Source organism: Streptomyces megasporus, assembly GCF_000718985.1.
Taxonomy (GTDB): domain Bacteria; phylum Actinomycetota; class Actinomycetes; order Streptomycetales; family Streptomycetaceae; genus Streptomyces; species Streptomyces megasporus.
This window is the reverse complement of record NZ_JODL01000002.1, coordinates 89,446-111,400: the sequence shown is the minus strand read 5'-3', so window position 1 is coordinate 111,400 and position 21,955 is coordinate 89,446. Positions and strand designations below refer to the sequence as shown.

Annotated in this window: 20 protein-coding genes and 1 pseudogene; 11 read left to right on the top strand and 10 right to left on the bottom strand. The window is 72.4% G+C overall.

Going from position 1 to position 21,955, the window contains the following annotated elements:
• Positions 1-21: 21 nt before the first annotated feature.
• Positions 22-1,626, bottom strand: coding sequence for a glutamine-hydrolyzing GMP synthase (guaA, locus tag IF47_RS0102285; protein ID WP_031506238.1), 1,605 nt, complete (start codon positions 1,624-1,626; stop codon positions 22-24).
• Positions 1,627-1,944: 318 nt separating this feature from the next.
• Here guaA and IF47_RS0102280 point away from each other — a divergent pair, with 318 nt between their 5' ends.
• Together IF47_RS0102280 and IF47_RS31000 are read left to right on the top strand one after the other, a co-directional pair.
• Entirely contained in the window at positions 1,945-2,229 is a 285-nt protein-coding gene (locus IF47_RS0102280) for a chorismate mutase (RefSeq protein ID WP_031506237.1), read from the top strand.
• Positions 2,230-3,126: 897 nt separating this feature from the next.
• Positions 3,127-4,134 (top strand): LAETG motif-containing sortase-dependent surface protein, encoded by a 1,008-nt coding sequence (locus IF47_RS31000; RefSeq protein ID WP_031506236.1) that lies wholly within the window; start codon positions 3,127-3,129, stop codon positions 4,132-4,134.
• 190 nt (positions 4,135-4,324) lie between these two features.
• On the opposite strand, the pseudogene IF47_RS29110 reads toward IF47_RS31000, so the two are convergent.
• The 3 genes and pseudogenes from IF47_RS29110 to IF47_RS0102260 all read right to left on the bottom strand — a co-directional run.
• A pseudogene (locus tag IF47_RS29110) lies at positions 4,325-5,184 on the bottom strand (GMC family oxidoreductase N-terminal domain-containing protein); the annotation flags it as partial.
• Positions 5,185-5,230: 46 nt separating this feature from the next.
• On the bottom strand, positions 5,231-7,147 hold the full coding sequence (locus tag IF47_RS0102265; RefSeq protein WP_031506235.1) for an AMP-dependent synthetase/ligase: 1,917 nt from the start codon (positions 7,145-7,147) through the stop codon (positions 5,231-5,233).
• A gap of 89 nt (positions 7,148-7,236) precedes the next feature.
• Positions 7,237-8,553 (bottom strand): acetyl-CoA C-acetyltransferase, encoded by a 1,317-nt coding sequence (locus IF47_RS0102260; RefSeq protein WP_031506234.1) that lies wholly within the window; start codon positions 8,551-8,553, stop codon positions 7,237-7,239.
• 72 nt (positions 8,554-8,625) lie between these two features.
• On the opposite strand from IF47_RS0102260, the gene IF47_RS0102255 reads away from it, so the two are divergent.
• Complete coding sequence (locus tag IF47_RS0102255; RefSeq protein WP_031506233.1) at positions 8,626-9,978, top strand: 3-oxoacyl-ACP reductase; 1,353 nt, start codon at positions 8,626-8,628, stop codon at positions 9,976-9,978.
• Positions 9,975-10,880: a MaoC/PaaZ C-terminal domain-containing protein gene (locus IF47_RS0102250; protein WP_245640964.1), complete on the top strand. Its 906-nt coding sequence runs from the start codon at positions 9,975-9,977 to the stop codon at positions 10,878-10,880. Before IF47_RS0102255 ends, IF47_RS0102250 begins: the two co-directional genes overlap by 4 nt.
• Here the strand turns inward: IF47_RS0102250 and IF47_RS0102245 are convergent.
• On the bottom strand, positions 10,866-11,567 hold the full coding sequence (locus IF47_RS0102245; protein WP_031506231.1) for a TetR/AcrR family transcriptional regulator: 702 nt from the start codon (positions 11,565-11,567) through the stop codon (positions 10,866-10,868). The genes IF47_RS0102250 and IF47_RS0102245 overlap by 15 nt on opposite strands.
• Before the next feature lie 76 nt (positions 11,568-11,643).
• Between IF47_RS0102245 and IF47_RS0102240 the strand changes: the two genes are divergently transcribed.
• Together IF47_RS0102240 and IF47_RS0102235 are read left to right on the top strand one after the other, a co-directional pair.
• Positions 11,644-12,105 (top strand): SCP2 sterol-binding domain-containing protein, encoded by a 462-nt coding sequence (locus tag IF47_RS0102240; RefSeq protein WP_031506230.1) that lies wholly within the window; start codon positions 11,644-11,646, stop codon positions 12,103-12,105.
• A 56-nt stretch (positions 12,106-12,161) separates the two neighbouring features.
• Complete coding sequence (locus tag IF47_RS0102235) at positions 12,162-13,376, top strand: acyl-CoA dehydrogenase family protein (RefSeq protein ID WP_031506229.1); 1,215 nt, start codon at positions 12,162-12,164, stop codon at positions 13,374-13,376.
• A 148-nt stretch (positions 13,377-13,524) separates the two neighbouring features.
• Here IF47_RS0102235 and IF47_RS0102230 read toward each other — a convergent pair whose 3' ends face one another.
• Complete coding sequence (locus IF47_RS0102230; protein ID WP_031506228.1) at positions 13,525-14,427, bottom strand: universal stress protein; 903 nt, start codon at positions 14,425-14,427, stop codon at positions 13,525-13,527.
• 369 nt (positions 14,428-14,796) lie between these two features.
• On the opposite strand from IF47_RS0102230, the gene IF47_RS0102225 reads away from it, so the two are divergent.
• The 4 genes from IF47_RS0102225 (at position 14,797) to IF47_RS0102210 (ending at position 17,464) form a co-directional block, all read left to right on the top strand.
• Complete coding sequence (locus IF47_RS0102225; protein ID WP_031506227.1) at positions 14,797-15,258, top strand: cyclic nucleotide-binding domain-containing protein; 462 nt, start codon at positions 14,797-14,799, stop codon at positions 15,256-15,258.
• Between the two features lie 62 nt (positions 15,259-15,320).
• Entirely contained in the window at positions 15,321-16,022 is a 702-nt protein-coding gene (locus IF47_RS0102220; protein ID WP_051716846.1) for a CBS domain-containing protein, read from the top strand.
• Between the two features lie 150 nt (positions 16,023-16,172).
• Positions 16,173-16,889: a response regulator gene (locus tag IF47_RS0102215; RefSeq protein WP_031506225.1), complete on the top strand. Its 717-nt coding sequence runs from the start codon at positions 16,173-16,175 to the stop codon at positions 16,887-16,889.
• Positions 16,890-17,029: 140 nt separating this feature from the next.
• Complete coding sequence (locus IF47_RS0102210) at positions 17,030-17,464, top strand: pyridoxamine 5'-phosphate oxidase family protein (protein WP_031506224.1); 435 nt, start codon at positions 17,030-17,032, stop codon at positions 17,462-17,464.
• A gap of 69 nt (positions 17,465-17,533) precedes the next feature.
• On the opposite strand, the gene IF47_RS0102205 is transcribed toward IF47_RS0102210, so the two are convergent.
• The 3 genes from IF47_RS0102205 to IF47_RS0102195 form a co-directional block, all read right to left on the bottom strand.
• On the bottom strand, positions 17,534-17,914 hold the full coding sequence (locus IF47_RS0102205) for a cupin domain-containing protein (protein WP_245640963.1): 381 nt from the start codon (positions 17,912-17,914) through the stop codon (positions 17,534-17,536).
• Between the two features lie 96 nt (positions 17,915-18,010).
• Positions 18,011-18,496, bottom strand: a complete 486-nt coding sequence (locus tag IF47_RS0102200) for a GNAT family N-acetyltransferase (protein WP_245640962.1) — start codon at positions 18,494-18,496, stop codon at positions 18,011-18,013.
• Between the two features lie 267 nt (positions 18,497-18,763).
• Positions 18,764-19,171 carry a four-helix bundle copper-binding protein gene (locus IF47_RS0102195; RefSeq protein WP_031506221.1) on the bottom strand — a complete coding sequence of 136 codons (408 nt, stop codon included), beginning with the start codon at positions 19,169-19,171 and terminating at the stop codon, positions 18,764-18,766.
• A gap of 324 nt (positions 19,172-19,495) precedes the next feature.
• On the opposite strand from IF47_RS0102195, the gene IF47_RS0102190 reads away from it, so the two are divergent.
• A complete protein-coding gene (locus tag IF47_RS0102190; RefSeq protein ID WP_031506220.1) occupies positions 19,496-21,325 on the top strand; it encodes an AMP-dependent synthetase/ligase in 1,830 nt (609 codons plus the stop codon).
• A 91-nt stretch (positions 21,326-21,416) separates the two neighbouring features.
• Here the strand turns inward: IF47_RS0102190 and IF47_RS0102185 are convergent, their stop codons facing one another.
• Positions 21,417-21,905 (bottom strand): hypothetical protein, encoded by a 489-nt coding sequence (locus tag IF47_RS0102185; RefSeq protein ID WP_245640961.1) that lies wholly within the window; start codon positions 21,903-21,905, stop codon positions 21,417-21,419.
• Positions 21,906-21,955 lie beyond the last annotated feature (50 nt).

Sequence of the window (21,955 nt, the reverse complement as noted above, 5' to 3'; positions counted from 1 at the left end):
CGGGAGGAGTCGATCGGCCGGTCACTCCCACTCGATCGTCCCCGGCGGCTTGCTGGTGACGTCCAGCACCACGCGGTTGACGTCCGGGACCTCGTTGGTGATCCGGGTCGAGATACGGGCCAGCACGTCGTACGGCAGGCGCGACCAGTCGGCCGTCATCGCGTCCTCCGACGACACCGGCCGCAGCACGATCGGGTGGCCGTAGGTGCGGCCGTCGCCCTGGACGCCGACGCTGCGGACGTCGGCGAGCAGCACCACCGGGCACTGCCAGATGTCGCGGTCCAGGCCGGCCGCGGTCAGCTCCTCGCGGGCGATGGCGTCGGCCTCGCGCAGCAGGTCCAGGCGCTCCTTGGTGACCTCGCCGACGATGCGGATGCCCAGGCCCGGACCGGGGAAGGGCTGGCGGTGGACGATCTCCTCCGGCAGGCCCAGCTCCTGGCCGACCATGCGGACCTCGTCCTTGAACAACTGCCGCAGCGGCTCGACGAGCCGGAACGTCAGGTCCTCGGGGAGGCCGCCGACGTTGTGGTGGGACTTGATGTTGGCGGTGCCGGTGCCGCCGCCGGACTCCACCACGTCGGGGTAGAGGGTGCCCTGCACCAGGAACTCCACGGCGTCGTCGCCCGCGCCGGCCTCGGCGACGATCTCGCTCGCGGCCTGCTCGAAGACGCGGATGAACTCCCGGCCGATGGTCTTCCGCTTCTCCTCGGGGTCGCTGATCCCGGCCAGCGCGTCCAGGAAGCGCCGCTCGGCGTCCACGACCTTGAGCTGGACGCCGGTGGCGGCCACGAAGTCCTTCTCGACCTGCTCGGACTCGCCCTTGCGCATCAGCCCGTGATCCACGTAGACGCAGGTCAGGCGGTCACCGATGGCCTTCTGGACGAGGGCGGCGGCCACCGCGGAGTCCACGCCGCCCGACAGTCCGCAGATGGCGCGCTTGGTGCCGATCTGCGCGCGGATGGCGGCGACCTGCTCCTCGATCACGTTGGCGGCGGTCCAGGTGGGCTTCAGACCGGCGCCCCGGTAGAGGAAGTGCTCCAGGACCTGCTGGCCGTGGGTGCTGTGCGCCACCTCGGGGTGGTACTGCACGCCGTAGAGCCTGCGCTCGTCGTCCTCGAACGCCGCGACGGGGACCCCGTCGGTGGAGGCGGTGACGGTGAAGCCCTCGGGAGCGGCCGAGCAGGCGTCGCCGTGGGACATCCACACCGACTGCTCGACGGGCGTGCCCTCGAAGAGGGTGGAGCCGGGCTTGGTGACGGTCAGCGGGGTGCCGCCGTACTCGCGGCGACCGGTGTTGTCCACGGTGCCGCCGAGCGCCTGGGCCATGAGCTGGAAGCCGTAGCACATGCCGAAGACGGGCACGCCGGCCTCGAACAGCGCGCGGTCGATGCCGGGCGCGTCCTCGGCGTAGACCGAGGCGGGACCGCCGGAGAGGATGATCGCCTTCGGGTTCTTCGCGAGCATCTCCGCCACCGGCATGGTGGACGGCACGATCTCGCTGTAGACCCGGGCCTCGCGGACGCGGCGGGCGATGAGCTGGGCGTACTGCGCGCCGAAGTCCACGACCAGGACGGTGTCCGGGGTGTCGGGTGCTGCGGTGTGCTCGGCGGTGGGCTCTGATGCCACGGGGCTGGCTGCCTTTCGGCGTGGATCGGGGTTGGGAAACCCCAGTCTACCGGGGGTGCGCGCCCGAACGGCCGTCTCACCATCCGGTCCCGCCGGCCGTTCCCGGAAGCCCTGGGGGATACTGGTCCGCATGTTCGCGCACACCCAGTTCTGGTTTACCTATGGCACCGGCCCGGCCGGCTGCCGTGGGTTCCACGTCGCGTGAACGACTGACGAGCGATTTCCCAGGCGCCCCGGGCCGGTCAAGGCCCGGGGCGCCTGTCGCGTTCCCCGAGCGTCGCCGGCCGGTGGGCCCGATCCCCAGGAGGGACGTACGACATGGCCACCCCGACCACGATCAGCACGAACACCGCGTCCGAGGCCGAGGAGCGGATCGGACGGGACCGCGACCTCGTCGACGATCTGGACCGCCGGATCATCGCCCTGGTGCGGGAGCGGATGGAGGTCTCCGCCCGTATCCAACGGACCCGTATCGAGGCGGGCGGACGCCGGGTGCACCTCTCCCGCGAGATGGAGATCCTCACCCGCTACCGCGAGGAGCTGGGCAAGCCCGGCACCTCCCTGGCCATGACCGTGCTGGAGCTGTGCCGCGGGCGCGTGTGAAGGCCACAGGGCGTCACGCTCGGTGATCACCCATACGGCGCGTTACCGCCGTCCGCCCTCTTCGTTGGACCGGACGACCCCAGAGCCAACCGGGCGCCCGGCGGCGGTGGGGGCACCGGAGCGATGAGACGCCGTCCTCCCTCGGGAGGTGAGGACCCGGCGTCGTGGGACCTCGCTCCGGTGCGGTGACCGGACGGCAGGGGACAGCAGCCCGGTCACGACAGCGGTCGGTCCTCGGGACGCCGTGGGCCGGCCGCTCCGCGGTCCCCCCGCACGCTCGCGCCATGGTCCGGTTCCGGACGACTCGTGGCTCCATGTGGCCGGGTCGGTCGAGTCCATTGCGCGCCGCGGGCGCGTCCAGCACGATGCGAGGTGAGGCCGTGCGAGGCGGACCCGCCCGCACGACCGTCCTCGCGGCGCACCCCCCGGCGCCGCGCCGCCGTCGGCGCAGCCCTGACGCCGACGCCGGCACGAGGCCCCGGGGCCGGCCGTTCGCTCGGCCGACCCCGGGGCCCTCTCCGTGTCGCGTCGTGTCGCACGGTGTCGCGCAGCGCCCTCTCTCCGTTGCTCGCCTTTGCTCGGAAAGCGACTCCCGAACGGGAGGGACGAATGAGGCAGTTGAAGGGTTGTGCCCCTTTCCGTCACGGGTCCGTAACAGCAAAACCGAATGCGTGTGTGAGATAAGCCACACCGAAACCTGGGTGAGCGTGGGCAACTGACCGCGTCCGCCCGTTATGTCGAGCGGGTCCGGATGCGGAAGCGCGGCATTCGCGGACAGCGCCCCTTCGCCCTGTCCCACCCCGCCCTTACTCTGCTGCCAGCCCGACGCGCCCCACCGCGAAGGCCCCTTCACTTCTTCACTTCTTCCTTTTCGCCTCAGACGAATGAGGTCATCGCATGAAGCTTCGCCGTGCTCTCGCGGCTGCCGCCGCCACGGCCGTCATCGCCCCCGTGGCGCTGCTCGCGGCCCCCGCCGCCTACGCCACGGAGGGCCCTTCCGAGAACCCCGCTCCGACCCAGTCCGAGGGCGAGACCACCGAGCCCGAGCCGGAGGACTCGACTCCCAGCCTCGAACCCGAGCCGGAGACCTCCGCTCCCACCACCGAGCCCGAGCCGACCGCCTCGACTCCCACCACCGAGCCCGAGCCGACCGCCTCGACTCCCGAGGAGACCCCCTCTCCCAGCCCGAGCGAGAGCACGCCGGAGGAGGACGAGGAGGAAGAGGAGCCGTTCCCGACCTGTGACGCCGACTTCAAGGCGCGCCTCTCCGGCTTCCCCAACAAGATCGTCGCCGGGTCGGGGTGGAAGGAGTTCCACCTGGTCCTGGACAACAGCGAGGGCGAGGCCCTGGAGACGGTCATCGTCGGCGCGTCCGTCCTGTACAAGAAGGACGCCGAGGGTTCCTTCGAGAGCGACCTCACCTCGAAGTACGCGAAGTTCCAGTACTTCGACGGCGAGAAGTGGTCCAGCGACCTGTCCGACGGCGGCACCATCGGCGGATTCCTGCCCGTGGAGGCCGGCGAGGAGATCTCCCTCAAGCTGCGGCTGAACATCTCCGCGTCCGCTCCGGCCGGCTCCGCGGTCGCGATCGCCTTCGGCCTGTACGGCGACGAGGAGAACTGCAGCTACGACGAGAAGTGGTACAACTTCGAGATCCTCGCCGCCGGCAAGAAGCCGCAGGGCGGTGTCGACGACGCCAAGCCGGAAGAGGGCAAGAGCCCCGTCGGCGTCAAGCCGCAGGGTGAGGTGAAGGAGTTCAAGGGACAGCTCGCCGAGACCGGTTCCTCCTCCGCCCTGCCGATGTTCGCCCTCGCGGGCGGTGCGGCCGTGGCGCTGGGCGCCGGTGCCGTGTACCTCGTGCGGCGTCGCAACGGTGCCGGGGTGGACACCTCCGCCACCGCGTGACGGCCTGACGGCGTGACGGCCCGAACGTACGGGCCACGAGAGTGATCGAGGGGTGGAGCGGCCGGGCCGCTCCACCCCTCGCGCGTATCGGGTCAGGCCCCCGCCGCTTCCACGTCCGGCTCGGTGTCCGGCTCGGCCCTCCTCGGCGGTACGGCCGGGACCGGCAGCAGCGGCAGCCGCAGCGCGGCGCCGAGATGCCGGGGTGTCCGTGGAGCCGGTGGTAGGGGTCGATGACGCCCTCCTCGGCGGTGGCGCCGATGGGGCAGCCGCCCAGGAAGTGCGCGGTCAACGGCATGCCCATCAACTCGCCGACGTTGGGCAGTCCCTTCCCCAGGCCCTTGGGCTTGCGGTAGGTGGTCAGGGAGTTGTCCAGCGACTGCATCACCAGACCGATGATCGTCCGCTCCGACCACCGGTAGTTGGAGAGCGTCCGCAGCGCCTGTACCGGGTGGCGCAGGCACTGCGCGGCGAAGGTCAGCAGCTTGGGGGCGCGTCCGCCGTGGGGCACCTGGAGGTAGGTGCCGGCGGCGAGGACGACCCGCTCGCAGCGCAGCACCGTCCGCCGGCCCCGACGGCGCCGGTTGGTCGGCACGGTGGTGACGGTGAAGCCGCCCCGGCCGTCCTCGGCGACCTCGGTGACGGTGGTCATCGGATGGACGACCGCGCCCGCCCGCTCGGCGAGGTGGAGGTAGTTCTCGGTGAGGCTGTTCTTGGCGCCGTGCCGGCAGCCGGTCATGCACTCGCCGCAGGCGCGGCCTTCGTCTTCCCCTCGGCGTCCTCGCCGTCGCCGAAGAAGACGCCGACCGGGGCGAGGTGGAAGGTGTCGCCCACGCCCATCCGCTCGGCGCCCACCCCGGCGCCCGCCAGGATCATCACCTTGTCCAGCGCCTCCAGGACGCCGACGCGGTAGCCCTTCTCGGTGAGCCGCAGCGCGGACACCGAGCCGCCGAAGCCGGAACCGACGACGATCACGTCGTAGTCGTAATCGGGCTCGTGGTCGTGACCGGGCTCGTGGTCGTTCCCGGACGTTCTCGCGGGTGTTTCCGTCATGGCGCAGACCTCCTCGTCCGCTCCGCGCGCCGGCCTGTTCGGCGCGTCACCGGTCGTAGAGGGCGTCGATCCGGTCCGCGTACGCGGCCGTCACGGCATGCCGCTTGATCTTCAGCGATGGCGTCAACAGGCCGTTCTCCTCGGTGAACTCCCCTTCGATCAGGCGGAACGCTCGGATCGACTCGGCTCTGGAGACCGCCTCGTTGGCGTAGTCCACGGCGTTCTGGACGGCGGCGAGGAGTTCGGGGTCGTTCTCCAGTTCGGCGAAGGGGGTGTCGGCGGGGCGTTTGCGCACCGCCAGCCAGTGCGCCAGGGCTTCGGCTTCGAGGGTGATCAGGGCGGCGACGAAGGGGCGGTTGTCGCCGACCACCATGCACTGGCCGATGAGCGGGCGGCTGCGCAGCCGGTCCTCCAGCACGCTCGGGGAGACGTTCTTGCCGCCGGAGGTGACCAGGATGTCCTTCTTGCGGCCGGTGATGGTCAGGTAGCCGTCCTCGTCCAGGGAACCGAGGTCGCCGGTGGCGAACCAGCCGTCCTTGAGGGCCTTCTCGGTGGCCTCGGGGTTGTTCCGGTACGAGGTGAAGACGATGCCGCCCTTGATCAGCACCTCGCCGTCGTCGGCGATCCGCACGGCGGTGCCGGGAATGGGCCGGCCCACCGTGCCGGGGCGCGGGTCCAGGGGCGGGACGAGGGTGGCTGCGGCGGTGGTCTCGGTCAGGCCGTAGCCCTCGTAGACGATGATGCCGCAGGCGGCGAAGAACAGGTTGAGCCGGCGGTCCAGGGGGGAGCCGCCGCTGATGGCGTAGTGGAGTCTGCCGCCGAGTTCCTTGCGGACGCGCCGGTAGACCAGCAGGTCGTACAGGCCCCGGGCCAGGCGGAGTTTGAGGTCGGGTCCGGGGCGACCGCGGAACGTCTCCATGAACGCCTCGCCGTAGCGCACCGCGATGCGGTCGGCGCGTTCGAAGGAGGCGCCGCGGCCGATCTTCTCGGCCGTGGCCCGTCCGGTGTCGTGGATCTTCTCGAAGAGGTAGGGCACCCCGACGACGAAGGTGGGCCTGAAGTTCTTCAACTCCGGCCGCAGTTCGTCGGGTTTGATGCTGGGGCAGTGGCCGAGTTCGATGCGCGCCTGGAGGCAGGCGATCTGGATGGTGCGGCCCAGGATGTGGGCCAGCGGCAGGAACAGCAGGGTGGACGCCGTCCGGTCGGTGACCTCCTCGAACACCGGGTGCAGCAGTTGGACGGTGTTGAGCGCCTCGGCCCGGAGGTTGCCGTGGGTGAGCACGCAGCCCTTGGGGCGGCCGGTGGTGCCGGAGGTGTAGCAGATGGTGGCGGGGGTGTCGGCGGTGAGGCCCGCGCGGCGCTCGGTCACCTCCTCGTCGGCCACGTTCCGTCCCAGGTCGGTCAGGTGGGAGACGGCACCGGCGTCGATCCGCCAGGTGCGCGGCGGTTCGGGGAGGGACACCGCGGCGGACGCGGCGGTGACGGCGTGCTCGTCGGTCTCGACCACCAGGAAGCGGGCGCCGGAGTCCCGCAGGATCCACTCGACCTGCTCGGCGGACGAGGTGGGGTAGATCGGCACGGTCTGTCCGCCCGCCGCCCAGGTGGCGAAGTCGAGCAGTTCCCACTCGTAGCGGGTGCGGGACATCAGGGCGACCCGGTCGCCGGGTCGGAGTCCGGCGGCGATCAGTCCCTTGGCCACGCCGGTCACCTCGCGGGCGAAGGCCGCGGCGGTGACCGGCCGCCACGCACCGGCCTCCTTGCGCCTGAGGACCACCGCGTCGGGGGCCTGTTCGGCGTTGGTGAAGGGGATGTCGGCGGTGGTGCCCGGGGTGGTGGGCGGCGGGGTGCGCCAGGAGGCCCGGGCCTCGCGGACGACGCCGCCTTCCCGGATCACCTCCACCGTCACGCGGTCGGCGAGATCGCCGCGCTTCTTCGCCCTCTTCAGGTCCTTGCGTACGCCCATGGTCGGCTCCTGTTCACGGGTGGGGAGGACTGGCCGGTGTAGGGGATGGGTGGGCGGGTGTGGGGGGTGGGCGTGGGGTGGTCGGGGGGTCAGCGTTCGAGGAGGGCGGTCACTCCCTGGCCGCCGGCGGCGCAGATGGAGATCAGGCCGCGGACGGTCGTCGTGCCGTCGTCGGCCGGGCCGCCGCGTTCCGCGGCCTTCTCGTGCAGCAGCTTCGCGAGGGTGCCCACGATCCGTCCGCCGGTGGCGGCGAAGGGGTGTCCGGCGGCGAGGGACGAGCCGGTGACGTTGAGCCGGTCCCGGTCGACGCTGCCCAGCGGTCCGGAAAGGCCCAGGCGACGGGTGCAGAAGTCCTCGTCCTCCCAGGCGGCCAGGGTGGCCAGCACCTGGGAGGCGAACGCCTCGTGGATCTCGTAGAGGTCGAGGTCGCCGAGGTTCAGGCCGGCCGCCTTCAGCAGTTCGGGGACGGCGTACACCGGTGCCATCAGCAGTCCGTCGGGACCGTCGACGAAGTCGACCGCGGCGGTGCGGGAGTGGGTGATCCAGGCCAGTACCGGCAGGCCGTGTTCGGCGGCCCACTCCTCGCTCGCCAGCAGCACCGTGGAGGCGCCGTCGGTCAGCGGGGTGGAGTTGCCCGCGGTCATGGTCGCGCCCTCGCCCTTGCCGAAGACCGGCTTGAGGCGGGCGAGTTTCTCCACGGTGCTGTCCGGGCGCAGGTTCTGGTCGCGTTCCAGCCCCCGGAAGGGGGTCACCAGGTCGTCGAGGAAGCCGCGGTCCCAGGCCGCCGCCAGGCGCTGGTGGCTGGTCGCCGCCAGGGCGTCCTGGTCGGCGCGGGAGATGCCCCACTCGGCGGCGGTGCGGGCGGCGTGCTCGCCCATCGACAGGCCGGTGCGCGGTTCGGCGTTGCGGGGGATGTCGGGGACGACGTGTCCGGGGCGCAGGCCCGCCAGGGCGGCCAGCCGCTTGGGGAGGGTGCGGGCCCGACGGGCCTTCAGCAGCAGTCTGCGCAGGTCGTCGTTGACGCCCAGCGGTGCGTCGCTGGCGGTGTCCACGCCGCCGGCGACGCCGCAGTCGATCTGTCCCAGGGCGATCTTGTTGGCGACGAGGATGACGGCCTCCAGGCCGGTGCCGCAGGCCTGTTGGAGGTCGTAGGCGGGGGTGCGGCGGTCCAACTCGCTGCCGAGGACCACCTCCCGGGCCAGGTTGAAGTCCCGGCTGTGCTTGAGCACCGCGCCCGCCACGAACTCCCCCAGCAGTTCGCCGCGCAGGTCGTACCGGTCGATCAGGCCGGCGAGCGCGGCGGCGAGCATCTCCTGGTTCGAGGCGGTGGCGTAGGGGCCGTCCGCCCGGGCAAAGGGGATGCGGTTGCTTCCGATGATCGCGACGCGACGCCCGACCGTTGCCATGGCCACCACTCCCTGTGGTAGGAACCCTCTACTTACTTCGGAGTAAACTTACTCATGCGTAAGGAGAAATCAATGGTCGATCGCTACCGGAAACTGACGTCCTCCGGTCCCGGCGCCTTCCTCGCCAAGCGGCTGGGCCTGCCACGCCCGGAGAACCTCGAACGTCACCGTCCGGGCCGTCCCGTTCTGTCCGGTCCCGTCGTCGTGGACGGCGCCGACGGCGGCCGGCTGACCGAGCCGCTGCGCGAGCTGGTCGCGTCCCTGCCGTCCGCCGAGCGCGCCGGCGCGGACGAGTCCCCCGCCGCGCTGGTCTTCGACGCGACCGGCATCAACGACAGCACCCGACTGCGCGCCCTGCACGCCTTCTTCCACCCGCGCGTCCGCTCCCTCGCCCCCTGCGGTCGGGTGGTGGTCGTCGGCACCCCGCCCGAACTGGCCCGTGACGCACGGGAGGCCGCCGCCCAGCACGCGCTGGAGGGCTTCGTCCGCTCGGTCGGCAAGGAGCTGCGGCGCGGGGCGACCGCGCACCTGCTGCTCGTCGCGCCGGGCGCGGAGGGGGCCGTGGAGTCCACCGTGCGGTTCGCCCTCTCGGCCCGCTCGGCCTACGTCTCCGGCCAGGTGGTGCGCGTCGCCGAGCCCGTCGGCCCGGCCGGCGTCCCGGCCGACTGGGAGCGTCCGCTGGACGGCAGGGTCGCCGTGGTCACCGGCGCCGCGCGGGGCATCGGCGAGGTGGTGGCCGAGACCCTGGCCCGGGACGGGGCGACGGTGGTCTGCCTGGACGTCCCCGGCCAGGCGGCGGAGCTGCGCGCGGTGGCGGAGCGGGTCGGCGGGGACGCGCTGCCGCTGGACGTCACCGCCGCCGACGCCGGCGACACCCTCGTGGCCCACCTGCGCGAACGCCACGGCGGGCTGGACGTGATGGTGCACAACGCGGGCATCACCCGCGACAAGACCCTGGGCCGGATGGACGCCGACCGCTGGGACGCCGTGCTGTCGGTCAACCTCACCGCCGTGGAGCGCGTGACGGAACGCCTGTTGGCCCCCGACGACTCCGGCGAACCCGTGCTGCGCGAGGGCGGCCGGATCGTGTGCACCTCCTCCATGAGCGGCATCGCCGGCAACGTGGGGCAGACCAACTACGCGGCGAGCAAGGCCGGTCTGATCGGTCTGGTCCAGGCCCTGGCGCCGACGGCGGCCGAGCGCGGGATCACCGTCAACGCCGTGGCCCCGGGTTTCATCGAGACGAGGATGACGGCGGCGATACCGCTGTTCGTCAGGGAGGCAGGTCGCCGTATGAACAGCCTCAGGCAGGGCGGTCTGCCCGTCGACGTGGCCGAGGCCATCGCCTGGTTCGCCTCGCCCGGCAGCGGTGGGGTCAACGGTCAGGTGCTGCGCGTGTGCGGCCAGTCCCTGCTGGGAGCGTGAGGATCGTGGGAAACCCGGAGAACGGGAGCACCGGGGAGCCGGAGACGCGGGAGCTGCCGTCGGCTCCCGGCACGGTGTCCCTGTACGTCCGTGCCCTGCTGTCCCGGCGCGGCGAGGGCCCGGTCCCGGCGCGGCGGCTGGTGCTGCGCGATGTGGCGGCCGATCCGGTCCGGTTGCGCCGCTACGCGGACGTCTGCGGTTTCGCGGACTCCTCCCGCCTGCCGGTGACGTATCCGCACATCGTCGCCTTCCCCCTGGCCATGTCGCTGATGACCGCCCGGGACTTCCCCCTGCCGCTGCTCGGCCTGGTCCACATCGCCAACCGGATCGAGCGGCTGCGGCCGGTGGAGGCCGGGGAGCGGCTCACCTACCGGGTGTGGGCCGACCGGTCGCGCCCGCACCCGAAGGGCACCGCCTTCGACGTGGTCGCCGAGGCCGACGACGGTTCCGTCCCGGTCTGGCGGTCCGTCAGCACCTACCTCCACCGCGAGCGTGCCGCGGAGGGCTCCCGACCGCGCGCCGACGTCTCCGCCGGCGGCCCCCGACGGGCGGGCGAGCCGGTCCTGGACGAGCGGTGGGAGGTGCCCGGCTCGGCGGGACGCCGCTACGCCGCCGTCTCGGGCGACCGCAACCCCATCCACCTCCACCCGGTGGCCGCGCGTCTCTTCGGCTTTCCCCGCGCCATCGCGCACGGCATGTGGACCAAGGCCCGCGCCCTGGCGGCGCTGGAGGACCGTCTTCCCGACGCCTACCGGGTGGACGTCTCCTTCCGGGCGCCGGTCCTGCTGCCCGCGCGGGTGCGCCTCACCGCCGCCCGGTCCGGCGCCGGTTGGGAGTTCGGGCTGCGGGGGGACGACGGGGCGCGCGAGCACCTGCGCGGCGAGGTGTCACCCCTCGGTTGACTCCTCCCCGGCCTCCTCGGAGGGGGGCGCCTCCGGGGTCCGCGGCGGCTCCGGAGGCTCCCAGAACTCCCCTCCGAGCACGTTGCGCATGCCCACCCACACCATGTTCATCAGGCGTCGGGTGACCCGCTCGGGGGTCTCGTCGGGGTGGCTCTCCATCCAGTCGGTGAGCGAGTCCGCCGCGCCCACCAGCACGTGCGCCACGAAGTCGGCCTCCTCGTCGCCGAGTCGGACCGATCCGGTGGCCTCCGCGATGCCGTCGCGGACCAGGCCCGTCACCTCCGCCATGACCGCGCGGCGGGCCCGGGCGACCTCCGCGGTGATGGCCGTGCTGAGTTCCGAGGTCTGCCGGTGGAGCACCACCCAACTGTCCCGGTGTTCGGTGACGAAGGCGAAGAACGCCGACAGCCCCGCCCACAGCCGCAGTTCCGGGGGGCCGACGTCGCGCGCCGCCTTCCGGAAGGCGGCCACCAGCCGTTCTGCCTCGCGGCGCAGGCACGCGAGGAACAGGCCCTCCTTGGAGTCGAGGTAGAGGTAGACCATCGGCTTGGAGATTCCGGCCAGTTCGGCGATCTCGTCCACCGACGCGGGGTGGTATCCGCGCCTGGCGAAGACCTGGACCGCCATGTCGATGATCTGCTGCTCCCGGACCTGCCGGGGGACCCTTCGCCTGCGCTTGTCGCTCACCTTGCCAGCCTACCTACCATCACGTAATCTTACTCGCCGGTAAACTTACTTCAGAGTAAGAATTGAGGGGTGCCCCATGGCCGACAGCGTCAAGGACGAGCTGGCCGCCCTCGACTTCGCGGCCGTCTCCCCCGAGGAGTTCGCCCGGATCGTCAAGGGCCTGTCCACCAAGGAGATCAACGAGATCATGCGCGGCGACCTGCGCCGGCGCGTGCTCGGCGAGGTCTTCCGGCGGATGGAGCGGCAGTTCCGCCCGGAGAGCGCCGGTTCGCTCGACGCCCTGATCCGGTGGAAGGTCACCGGGGAGAGCGACGTGGTGTACGACGTCGCCATCGCCGACGGGACGTGCACGGTCCACGAAGGGCGCACCGAGGCCGAGCCGCGCACCACGCTGATCCTGGGCGACGCCGAGTTCCTCAGGCTCGTCTCCGGCAACGCCAACCCGGTGACGATGTTCATCACCCGCAAGCTGCGGCTGGCCGGCGACGTCGGCCTGGCCTCCGGACTGACCCGGTACTTCGACATCCCCAAGGCGTGAGGAACGCCGACACACGGACGACGGACGACGACGGACGCGACAAGGGAAGAGACGGCATGAGTGGCTTCTCGCTCGACCTCACCGAGGAACAGAGGGACCTGCGCGACTGGGTGCGCGGCTTCGCCGCCGACGTGGTCCGCCCGGCCGCCGCCGAATGGGACGAGAGGGAGGAGACTCCCTGGCCCGTCATCCGGGAGGCCGCCCGGATCGGCCTGTACGGCTTCGAGTCCCTGGCCGACATGTACGGCGACCCCTCCGGTCTGTCCCTCCAGATCGCCAACGAGGAACTGTTCTGGGGTGACGCCGGCATCGGCATGGCGCTGTTCGGCACCTCGCTCGCCGTCGCGGGCATCTTCTCCTCCGGCACCCCCGACCAGCTCGCCGAATGGGTCCCCCAGTGCTTCGGCGACGAGGACGACCCCAAGGTCGCCGCCTTCTGCGTCTCGGAACCCGACGCCGGCTCCGACGTCTCGGCCATGCGCACCCGCGCCCGCTGGGACGAGGCCAAGGACGAGTGGGTGATCAGCGGTCAGAAGGCGTGGATCACCAACGGCGGCATCGCGAACGTCCACGTGGTGGTGGCCTCGGTGGAGCCCGAGCTCGGCGCCCGCGGCCAGGCCGCGTTCATCGTCCCGCCCGGCACCCCCGGGCTGGAGAGCGGCCGCAAGATCAAGAAGCTGGGGCTGCGGGCCTCGCACACCGCCGACGTCTTCCTGGACGAGGTCCGGGTGCCGGGCCACTGTCTGCTGGGCGGGAAGGAGAAGCTGGACGCCCGGCTCGCCCGTGCCCGGGAGGGCGGCCGGGCCAAGGGCCAGGCCGCCATGGCGACCTTCGAGGTCAGCCGTCCCACCGTGGGCGCGCAGGCGCTCGGCATCGCCCGCGCCGCCTACGAGTACGCCCTGGAGTACGCGGGCGGGCGGGAGGCCTTCGGCCGGCCCATCGTCGAGAACCAGGCGATCGCCTTCGCCCTGGCCGACCTGCGGACCGAGATCGAGGCGGTCCGCCTGCTGATCTGGCAGGCGGCCTGGATGGCCCGCAACGGTCGCGCCTTCGACGCGGGCCAGGGCTCGATGTCCAAGCTGCGCGCCGGCGAACTGGCCGTCAACGCCACGGAGAAGGCCGTCCAGATCCTCGGTGGCGCCGGATACAGCCGGGAGCACCCGGTGGAGCGGATGTACCGGGACGCGAAGATCTACACCATCTTCGAGGGAACCAGCGAGATCCAGCGGCTGGTCATCGCCCGCGCCATCTCCGGCCGGCACATCCGCTGACCTCCCCTCCCGTCTGCGCCCCGTCGGCGTCCCGTCCGCGTCTCACGGCGGCGTCTCACGGCGGCGGTGCGGCGGGAGGACCCGCGAGACCGGCCCGCCGGTGCCCGGGGCGGGCCGCCGGGCGCGCCCCGGGCACCGCCGACCGTGGTCAGTCGTACGGGACGACGGCGACGGGCGCGGGCGCGTGCTGCATGACCGCGTGGGTGATCGGCCCGACGCGGAAGCCCACCGGGGAGCGGCGCTTGCGGCGGCCGACGACCACCAGGGAGGCGTCCTTGGCGGCCTCCAGCAGGAGGCGGGCGGGCCGGCCGACCACGGCCTCCGCCCGCACCTCGACGTCGGGGTGCCTCTCCCGCCAGGGGCGCAGCGCGTCCCGCAGCGTCCGGGCGCTCTCCTCGGCCAGTTCCGTGGCCATGCGGGGATCTACGGCGACGGGGTCGATGCCGTAGACCAGCGGCGGGTTCCAGCCGTGGACGACCCGCAGCGCGGCGCCGCGCCGGGCGGCGACGTCGAAGGCGAACGCGAAGAGTTCGTCGCTGGGCCGGTACAGCTCCGCGCCCAGGACGACGTCGCGGTACGGGCCGTGGTCGGCGGCGTCCCCGACACCCTCCTTCCGCGCGTGCTCGTCGGTGGTCCCGGCCCGTACCAGGACGACCGGGCACGGCACGCGGGCCACGGTGCTCAGGGCGACGGAACCGACCAGGAAGCCGGCGACGACGCCCAGCCCTCGGGTGCCGATGACCAGCAGCTCGGCGTCCTTGGCGACATCGGTGAGGACCGCGGCGGCGTGGCCGGTGAGCTGGTCGGTGACGATCTCCAGGCCCGGGTGCCGGGCCGCCAGGTCGTTCGCCGCGTCGCGCGGGATCCGGCGGGCCCAGTGCTCCCGGGTCTCGGGGTCGGCGAAGGAGGCCGGAGGGGTGAAGGGGTCGGGTTCCCGCACGTGGACCAGCCTCAGCGGGACCTCGCGTCGCAGCGCCTCCCGGGCCGCCCAGTCGGCGGCGGCCAGGCTCTCGCCCGAACCGTCCACGCCCACGGTGACCGTACGCGCCATCACACACCTCCACACTCGGTGCGGCTCTCCGCCGTCTTCCTCTCCGGGCCTCCTCGGGTACCCGGGAAGACCCGGGGCCACCTGTCCCCTCGGGGGCCGTCCGGGCCCGCGGGGCCGGTGACCGCCGTGTGCGCGGACCGCCGGGGCGCTCGCCGTCCCCGACGAATCCCCCGCCGATCGGGCGCATCCCCACCGTCTCACGGTGGTACCGCGGCGGTGGGGGCCGAAGGTCCCGCCTCCGGTCCCCGTCCGGCCCCTGTCCCGGCGGGCGGGGCCGCTCGACGATGACGGTGAGGCCGCGTCCGCACCCGCAACGCGGCGCCCACGCGGACACCACACGCGAACAATCGACCGGACGGGAGGCTCGTCATGATCTCCGCCCCCACGAACCTGCTCGGAGCACTGCCCCCCGAGGGGCGCGAGCGGCTGATGGAATTCGCCCGCGAGGTGTCCTTCCCCGCCGGCGCCCGGATCTTCGAGGAGGGCCACCGCGCCGACCGGTTCTGGGTGATCCGGACCGGTTCGGTCACGCTCGACCTCCACGTGCCCGGTCGCCGCGCGGCCGCCGTCGAAACCCTCTCCCCCGGCGACCTGCTGGGCTGGTCGTGGCTCTTCCCGCCCCACACCTGGCACCTGGGCGCGGAGGCGCTCAGCCCGGTGCGGGCGGTGGAGTTCGACGCCGCCCGGGTGCGGGAGCTGTGCGAGGAGGACCCGGTGCTGGGGCGCGCGGTCTCCATGAAGGTGGCCGAGATCGTCGCGCACCGGCTGCAGAGCGCCCGCACCCGACTGCTGGACCTGTACGGGCCGTACGGCAGCGGCCCGCGTCCGTGAGGCCGCCGAACACCCGAACCGTCCCGGCCGCGGCCCGGCCCCCCGGCCCCGAGGAGGACACCATGGACGACACCCCCCGCATCGTCAGCGACGTGATGACCCACACCGTCGTCGCCATCGGCCGGGACGCCCCCTTCAAGCAGATCGTGGCCCTCATGGAGCAGTGGGGGATCAGCGCCCTGCCGGTCCTGGAGGGCGAGGGCCGCGTCGTCGGCGTGGTCTCCGAGGCGGACCTGCTGCCGAAGGAGGAGTACCGCGGCAGCGCTCCCAGCCGCATGGAGCAGCTTCGGCACCCGGAGGAACTGGCCCGGGTGGGGGCGGTGACCGCGGGCGAGTTGATGACGGCGCCGGCCGTCTGCGTCCGGGCCGGGGCCACCCTGGCCGAGGCGGCCCGGACCATGGCGCGCCGGCACGTCAAGCGGCTGCCCGTGGTGGACGCCGAGGGCAGGCTGGTGGGCGTCGTCAGCCGCGGTGACCTGCTCAAGGTGTTCCTGCGCCCGGACGAGGACATCGCCCGGGAGGTGCGCCGGGAGGTGCTCGTCCCCCTCTTCTCCGGCGGGGGCGACGACGTGGGGGTGCGGGTGTCGGACGGTGTGGTGACCTTCACCGGCCGCATCCGCGACACGTCCCTGGTGCCGTCGGCGGCCCGGATGGCCCGCGCGGTCGAGGGGGTCGTGGACGTCGGGTTCGACCTCGTCCGCTCGTCCGCTCCGGCCCGTTCCCCGGAGCCGCCCGTGGTCGGTCCGCTGGGTTCGCCGTCCTGAGCCTGTCCCGAGTCTGTCCCGAGTCGCCGTTCCGGGTGCCGTCGGGGACGTGCCGGTACCAGGGCCGTTCGGCCCTGGCGTCGAACGGCCCTCCACCGGCACGATCGAAGGGCGGGGGGTGTGCCCCGAACGACGGCGTGAAGGAACGGTATGACCCAAGGCCAGCAGTTCTCCCCACAGTCACCGATCCGGGTGTTCCTCCTCGACGATCACGAGGTGGTACGGCGCGGCGTGCACGACATGCTGGACGCCGAGCCCGACATCGAGGTGGTCGGCGAGGCCGGCTCGGCCGAGCAGGCCCTGGCGCGCGGTCCGGCCCTGCGTCCGCACGTCGCCGTGCTGGACGTGCGTCTGCCGGACGGCGACGGCATCACCGTCTGCCGTGAACTGCGCTCGCGGATGCCCGAGCTGGCCTGTCTGATGCTCACCTCCTTCGATGACGACGACGCCCTGCTGGACGCGATCATGGCCGGTGCCGCCGGTTACGTCCTCAAGCAGATCAGGGGCTCGGACCTGGTGTCCGCCGTCCGCACCGTCGCCTCCGGGCAGTCGATGCTCGACCCGGCCACCACCGCCCGCCTGATGAACAACCTGCGCGTCCAGGAGGCCCGGGAGGCCGCCGAGGAGCCGCAGGACGCCGCGCTGGCCTCGCTGACCCCCCGCGAGCGCGACATCCTGACCCTGATCGGCGAGGGCCTGACCAACCGGCAGATCGGCCGGCGGCTCTACCTGTCGGAGAAGACGGTCAAGAACAACATCTCCCGGCTGTTGGCCAAGCTCGGCGTCGAGCGCCGTGTCCAGGCCGCCGTCATCGCCACCCAGACCGCTCCGGCACACGGTCCGTCCTCCGGGCACCACACCCGCTGAGACCGCTTCCGCCGCCCCGCGTCCTCGCGGTGTCCTCGGGTGTCCTCGGGTGTCCTCGGGGGCGGCGGTGCCCTCCCCCTCCCCCGATGGGGACCGACCGGCCCTATCCCCGCCCGTGCCGGTGTCCGCACCATGGGGACATGCACCGACACGACGGCTTCCGCGAACTCGACCGGCAGGAGTGCCTGCGCCTGCTGCCGCAGGTCCCGCTGGGACGCGTGGTCTACACCGAGAACGCGCTGCCCGCCGTCCTGCCCGTCAACTTCTTCCTGGACCACGACCGGGCGGTGGTCCTGCGCACCTCGGCCGCCTCCCGGATGGCCCGCGCGGTGGACGACAGCGTGGTCGCCTTCGAGGCGGACTGCTTCGACGAGGCGACGCGCTCCGGATGGAGCGTGGTCGTCACCGGCCGCGCCGCCGTGGTGACCGACCCCAGCGAAATCGAACGGCTCGACCGGTCCGGCCCCGTCTCCTGGGCTCCCCTGGAGAACAGCGTCCACGTGCGGATCGAGCCGGGGTTGATCACCGGGCGCGTGCTGGAGAACGTGGCGGCGGCCCGTCCCGCCTCCCCCTGACCCGGCCCGCCACCACGTCCCTCGCCCGCCCCTCCGTCCGGCCCGCGTCCGGCCCCGCTCCCGGAGCGGTCAGCCCGGGCGGACGGTGAGCAGGACCAGCGCGTCGGTCTCCGCGTCCAGGCGGTGGGTCTCGGCGGGGATGGGCAGCAGATCGCCGTCCCCCAGCGTCCACGAGCGGTCGGCGGTGCTCAGCGTCGCCCGTCCGGTCAGGCACTGGAGGGTCGCCGGGCCCGGTGCCCGGTGGTCGTCCAGCGCGCGACCCTCGGCCAGCGCCAGCAGGGTGACGCGGAGGCCCGGCAGGGCGACGACCGTCCGTGCCGCCCTGCCGGAGGAGGCCGACGCGGCCTCGGCCAGGAGCTGCCGGCCGGTCTCCGACAGGGCGGTGACCTCATCGACCTCGTCGCCGGAGCGGGTGTCCGACGTGTGCTCCGCATTGTGGTGGGTGTTCACGGGTCGCTCTCCCATCCGCGTCGGGGACATGCGGGTCCACCTGCCCCCGGCCGCGGTGGACGATGCGGGGACAGGGGCAAGTAACCCGGCGGACCGTCAGAGAATCTTCTCGAACCAGTGGTCGGCGTACTTCTCGCCGTTGTAGTCCGGGATCTCCGCGTATCCGCTCCGGGCGTACAGGGCGCGGGCCTCGACCAGGTCGCCGCGGGTGTCGAGGCGCACCGCCCGCGCGCCCAGGAACTCGCGGGCCGCTCGTTCGACGGCCTCCAACAGCCGCCGTCCCCCGCCGCTCCCCCGCGCCTCCGGGCGTACGAAGAGTCGCTTCACCTCGGCGGTCTCGGCATCCAGTGCGCGCAGCCCGACACATCCGGAGGGCCGGCCGTCGTACCGGCCCACCAGGAAGAGCCCGGTGGGGGCGGCGAGGTCGTCGCTGGGCTCCTCGGCGAGCACCGCGTCGAGTTCCACGTCTGTGACCCGGCGTCCGTGGTAGCGGCCGACGATGTCGTCGTAGTAGGCGCGCAGCAGGGCGACCGAGTCGGGATGTGCCACGGACAGGGGTTCGATGTTCCACCGATCGTCCACGCGCACATCCTCACAGCCGCGCCCCGCCGAGTCCGGTAATTTTCCGCCGCGCCACGACTCGGCCTTGGCCATCGAGTCGATCCTCACGGCCGGCGGGAGCGACGGATCAGAAGCGGCGACTGCCGTGCGGACGCCGACGGTTGGACGCCGTGCACGGTCGGTGGCGGCTCGGGCCGCCGGGGCGCATCGCCCCGGCGGCTTCGACGCCCCCGTCACAAGGCGTCGTCACAGGGCGCGCCGCCACCCACCACGGGGCGGCGCGGGACCTCAGAGGGTGGCGAGCAGTTCGTTGCAGGCCTGCTCGCAACGGCGGCACGCCTCGGCGCAGATCCGGCAGTGCTCGTGCATGTCGGCGTGGCGCTCGCACTCCTCCGCGCAGGACTTGCAGACCATGGCGCAGGCCTGGAGCTGGGTGCGGGTGATGTTGGCGTCGTAGCCGGTGTGCCGCGAGAGGATCTTGCCGGTGGCCTCGCAGATGTCCGCGCAGTCCATGTTGGTGCGGATGCACTTGCGCAGCTCGGCGACCATGTCCTCCGACAGACAGGCGTCCGCGCACGCCGTACAGGCCTGCGAGCACTCGAAGCACGCGGAGATGCAGCGCTCCATGGCACCGCGGTTGACGCCGCCGAGATCGGCCGGGTAGGTCCGCAGCATGTCCTTGACCATCGTCGTCATCGTGGGCGCCTCTCTTCCGAGTACGGGTCTTCCGGGCACGGGGCCGGTGGCCTCGGCGCACCGACCCGCCGTGCGTTACGCCCACCGGGTGACCCGATCCCGGCACTGACAAACCAGTACACAAGCCTCGAAACGCCGGGGTCTTCCCGATGGACGTACGGCGCGCCGTCCGCCGTGTGCGGGGATTCCGGACGTCGGGTGCCACGGCGCCCAAACCGTGCGAAGAGTGTTTTTGATCAACCCCTAGGCAGCAGGGACATTGGCCGGTATTTTTCGCTCTCTGCCGCCTGAACGCGGCACGGCGGAGCGCGTCGAGGGGGTGCCGTGCGCGATTTCGGTCTTCCGCCCCTGGTGGAGCCCATGCGAACGGGAGGGCTCGCGGACTCGGTCCACGACAGGGCCGAACGCGACCCGGGGTTCACACAACTCGCCCGGCGGGGCGGCCCGGACGGCGACGAGTGGGTTCCGGTCACCGCTGCCGCCTTCCGGGACGAGGTGACCGCCCTCGCCAAGGGGCTGCTGGCCGAGGGCGTACGGTTCGGCGACCGGGTCGCCGTGATGGCCCGCACGCGTTACGAGTGGACGCTGTTCAACTACGCCCTGTGGACGGTCGGTGCGCAGGTCGTGCCCGTCTACCCCACCTCCTCCGCCGAGCAGGTGCGTTGGATCCTCTCCGACGCGCGGGTGGTGGCGATCGTGGTCGAGGACGAGGACCACGCCATGACGGTGGGCGCGGTGTGCGACGCGGTGCCGTCGCTGCGCCACATCTGGCAGCTCGACACCGACTGCGTACGGCTCCTGAGCGAGCGGGGGCGCGACGTTCCCGACGATCTGGTGGACGGTCACCGCCGCGGGGTGACGCCGGGGTCGGTCGCCGCCATCGCCTACACCTCCGGCACCACCGGGCGTTCCAAGGGGTGCGTGATCACCCATGCCAACCTCGCGGCCGAGTGCGACATCCTGTTCGCCGGGTGGTCCGAACTCCTCGCCGAGCCGGGCGAGCAGCCGTCGATCCTGGCCTTTCTGCCGCTGTCGCACATCTACGGGCTGATGGTGCAGGTGTTCTGTGTGCGGTGCGGTGTGACGCTCGGTCACCAGCCCGACATCACGCCCGCCGCGCTGCTGCCCGCTCTGGCGTCCTTCCGGCCGACCTTCGTCTTCGCGGTGCCGTACGTCTTCGAGAAGATCTTCCGCAGGGCGCGGCAGGTCGCCGTCGAGGCCGGGAAGGAGGATCTCTTCGACCGCGCGGTGGACGTCGCGGTGCGCTACGCCGAGGCCGTGGAGCGGCGGAACCTGGGCGAGGGTCCCGGTCCCGGTCCGGGGCTCCGGGCCTCGCACGCGATCTTCGACCGCCTGGTCTACCGGAAGTTGCGGGGGGTGTTGGGCGGGCGGGTGCGGTACGCCGTGTCGGGCGGATCGACGCTCCGACGCGAACTGGGTCTGATCTTCGCGGGCGCCGGGATCACGGTCTACGACGGCTACGGCCTCACCGAGACCACCGCCGCGGTGACCGGCCAGCCGCTGGGGCGCGTCAGGCACGGCACCGTGGGCCGCCCGCTGCCGGGGCACGCCGTCCACATCGCCCGGGACGGCGAGATCTGGGTGCGCGGCGACGTCGTCTTCGCCGGCTACCTGGACGATCCCGAGGCGACCGCCGCCGTGTTGCGCGACGGCTGGTTCGCCACCGGCGACGTGGGCCACCTCGACGACGAGGGGTACCTGGTCATCACCGGGCGGAAGAAGGACACCATCGTCACCAGCGGCGGCAAGAGCGTCGCCCCCCAGGTGTTGGAGGAGCGCGTCCGGGCCCATCCCCTGGTGTCGCAGTGTCTGGTGGTCGGCGACAACCGCCCCTACGTCGCGGCGTTGATCACCTTGGACCCCGAGGCGCTGGAGCAGTGGTCCCGGCTGCACGGCAAGGACCCCTCCGACCCTCGGGGAGCGCTCCGCGACGAGGAGTTGCGCGCGGAGGTCCAACGGGCGGTGTCCATGGCGAACCACGCGGTGTCGCGGGCCGAGTCCATCCGGGCGTTCCGCATCCTGCCGGCCGAGTTCAGCATGGCGGACGGTCTGGTCACACCGTCGTTGAAGATACGGCGGGCCGCGATCACGAAGATGTACGAGGCGGAGATCGAGGCGCTCTACACCTCCTGAGGTTCGTCCGGTGGCCTTCCGGCGGGGCTCGGGCCGCCGGGACGGCCGGCCCCGACCGTCGGCCGGGGCCGAACCGCGCCGCGCCGTGCGTTCAGCAGTTGCGGATGGACCAGACGGGCCCCCAGTCCTGCGACCCACTGGCCGGGGGCCTGAAGGACTTGAGGACCTTGCCGTTCCGGTCGTAGAAGTACGAAGTCGGGTTGCCGGTCTGGTTGTCGAAGTACTTGCCGGTGCCCAGCCAGTTGGACAGGCTGTACCGGTCGCAGGTGTAGAGGTAGAAGATCTCCCACTTGGACACCGTGGGGTCCCAGACCATGGTGCAGAGGTTTCCGCTACCGCAGGTGAAGTCACTGTTGGGCGGCACGTGGACGGACCTGGCGTACGGGGAGATCCCCGGGGAGGCCGCGGTCGCTCCCATGGCCGACATGGTCTTCGCGCCCTCCGGTGCCGGCGGTGTCTTCATGGTCCGGGCGGCCGGGCCGTGTTCCGCGGAGGCGACCGCCTGCGCCGATCCGGTGGTGGAGACGGCCGCCGCCAGCGAGGCTACGACAGCGGCCAGGCCGAGAGTCAGGCGCTTCATGCGCAACGCAATTCCCCCTTGTCGCAAGGGCAGCACGATGTCACGACATT

Coding starts and splice junctions, on each gene's coding strand:
- IF47_RS0102280 (WP_031506237.1), top strand. CDS start 1,945: ATGGCCACCCCGACCACGATCAGCACGAACACCGCGTCCGAGGCCGAG.
- IF47_RS31000 (WP_031506236.1), top strand. CDS start 3,127: ATGAAGCTTCGCCGTGCTCTCGCGGCTGCCGCCGCCACGGCCGTCATC.
- IF47_RS0102265 (WP_031506235.1), bottom strand. CDS start 7,147: ATGGGCGTACGCAAGGACCTGAAGAGGGCGAAGAAGCGCGGCGATCTC.
- IF47_RS0102260 (WP_031506234.1), bottom strand. CDS start 8,553: ATGGCAACGGTCGGGCGTCGCGTCGCGATCATCGGAAGCAACCGCATC.
- IF47_RS0102255 (WP_031506233.1), top strand. CDS start 8,626: ATGGTCGATCGCTACCGGAAACTGACGTCCTCCGGTCCCGGCGCCTTC.
- IF47_RS0102240 (WP_031506230.1), top strand. CDS start 11,644: ATGGCCGACAGCGTCAAGGACGAGCTGGCCGCCCTCGACTTCGCGGCC.
- IF47_RS0102235 (WP_031506229.1), top strand. CDS start 12,162: ATGAGTGGCTTCTCGCTCGACCTCACCGAGGAACAGAGGGACCTGCGC.
- IF47_RS0102230 (WP_031506228.1), bottom strand. CDS start 14,427: ATGGCGCGTACGGTCACCGTGGGCGTGGACGGTTCGGGCGAGAGCCTG.
- IF47_RS0102225 (WP_031506227.1), top strand. CDS start 14,797: ATGATCTCCGCCCCCACGAACCTGCTCGGAGCACTGCCCCCCGAGGGG.
- IF47_RS0102220 (WP_051716846.1), top strand. CDS start 15,321: ATGGACGACACCCCCCGCATCGTCAGCGACGTGATGACCCACACCGTC.
- IF47_RS0102215 (WP_031506225.1), top strand. CDS start 16,173: ATGACCCAAGGCCAGCAGTTCTCCCCACAGTCACCGATCCGGGTGTTC.
- IF47_RS0102210 (WP_031506224.1), top strand. CDS start 17,030: ATGCACCGACACGACGGCTTCCGCGAACTCGACCGGCAGGAGTGCCTG.
- IF47_RS0102195 (WP_031506221.1), bottom strand. CDS start 19,171: ATGACGACGATGGTCAAGGACATGCTGCGGACCTACCCGGCCGATCTC.
- IF47_RS0102185 (WP_245640961.1), bottom strand. CDS start 21,905: ATGAAGCGCCTGACTCTCGGCCTGGCCGCTGTCGTAGCCTCGCTGGCG.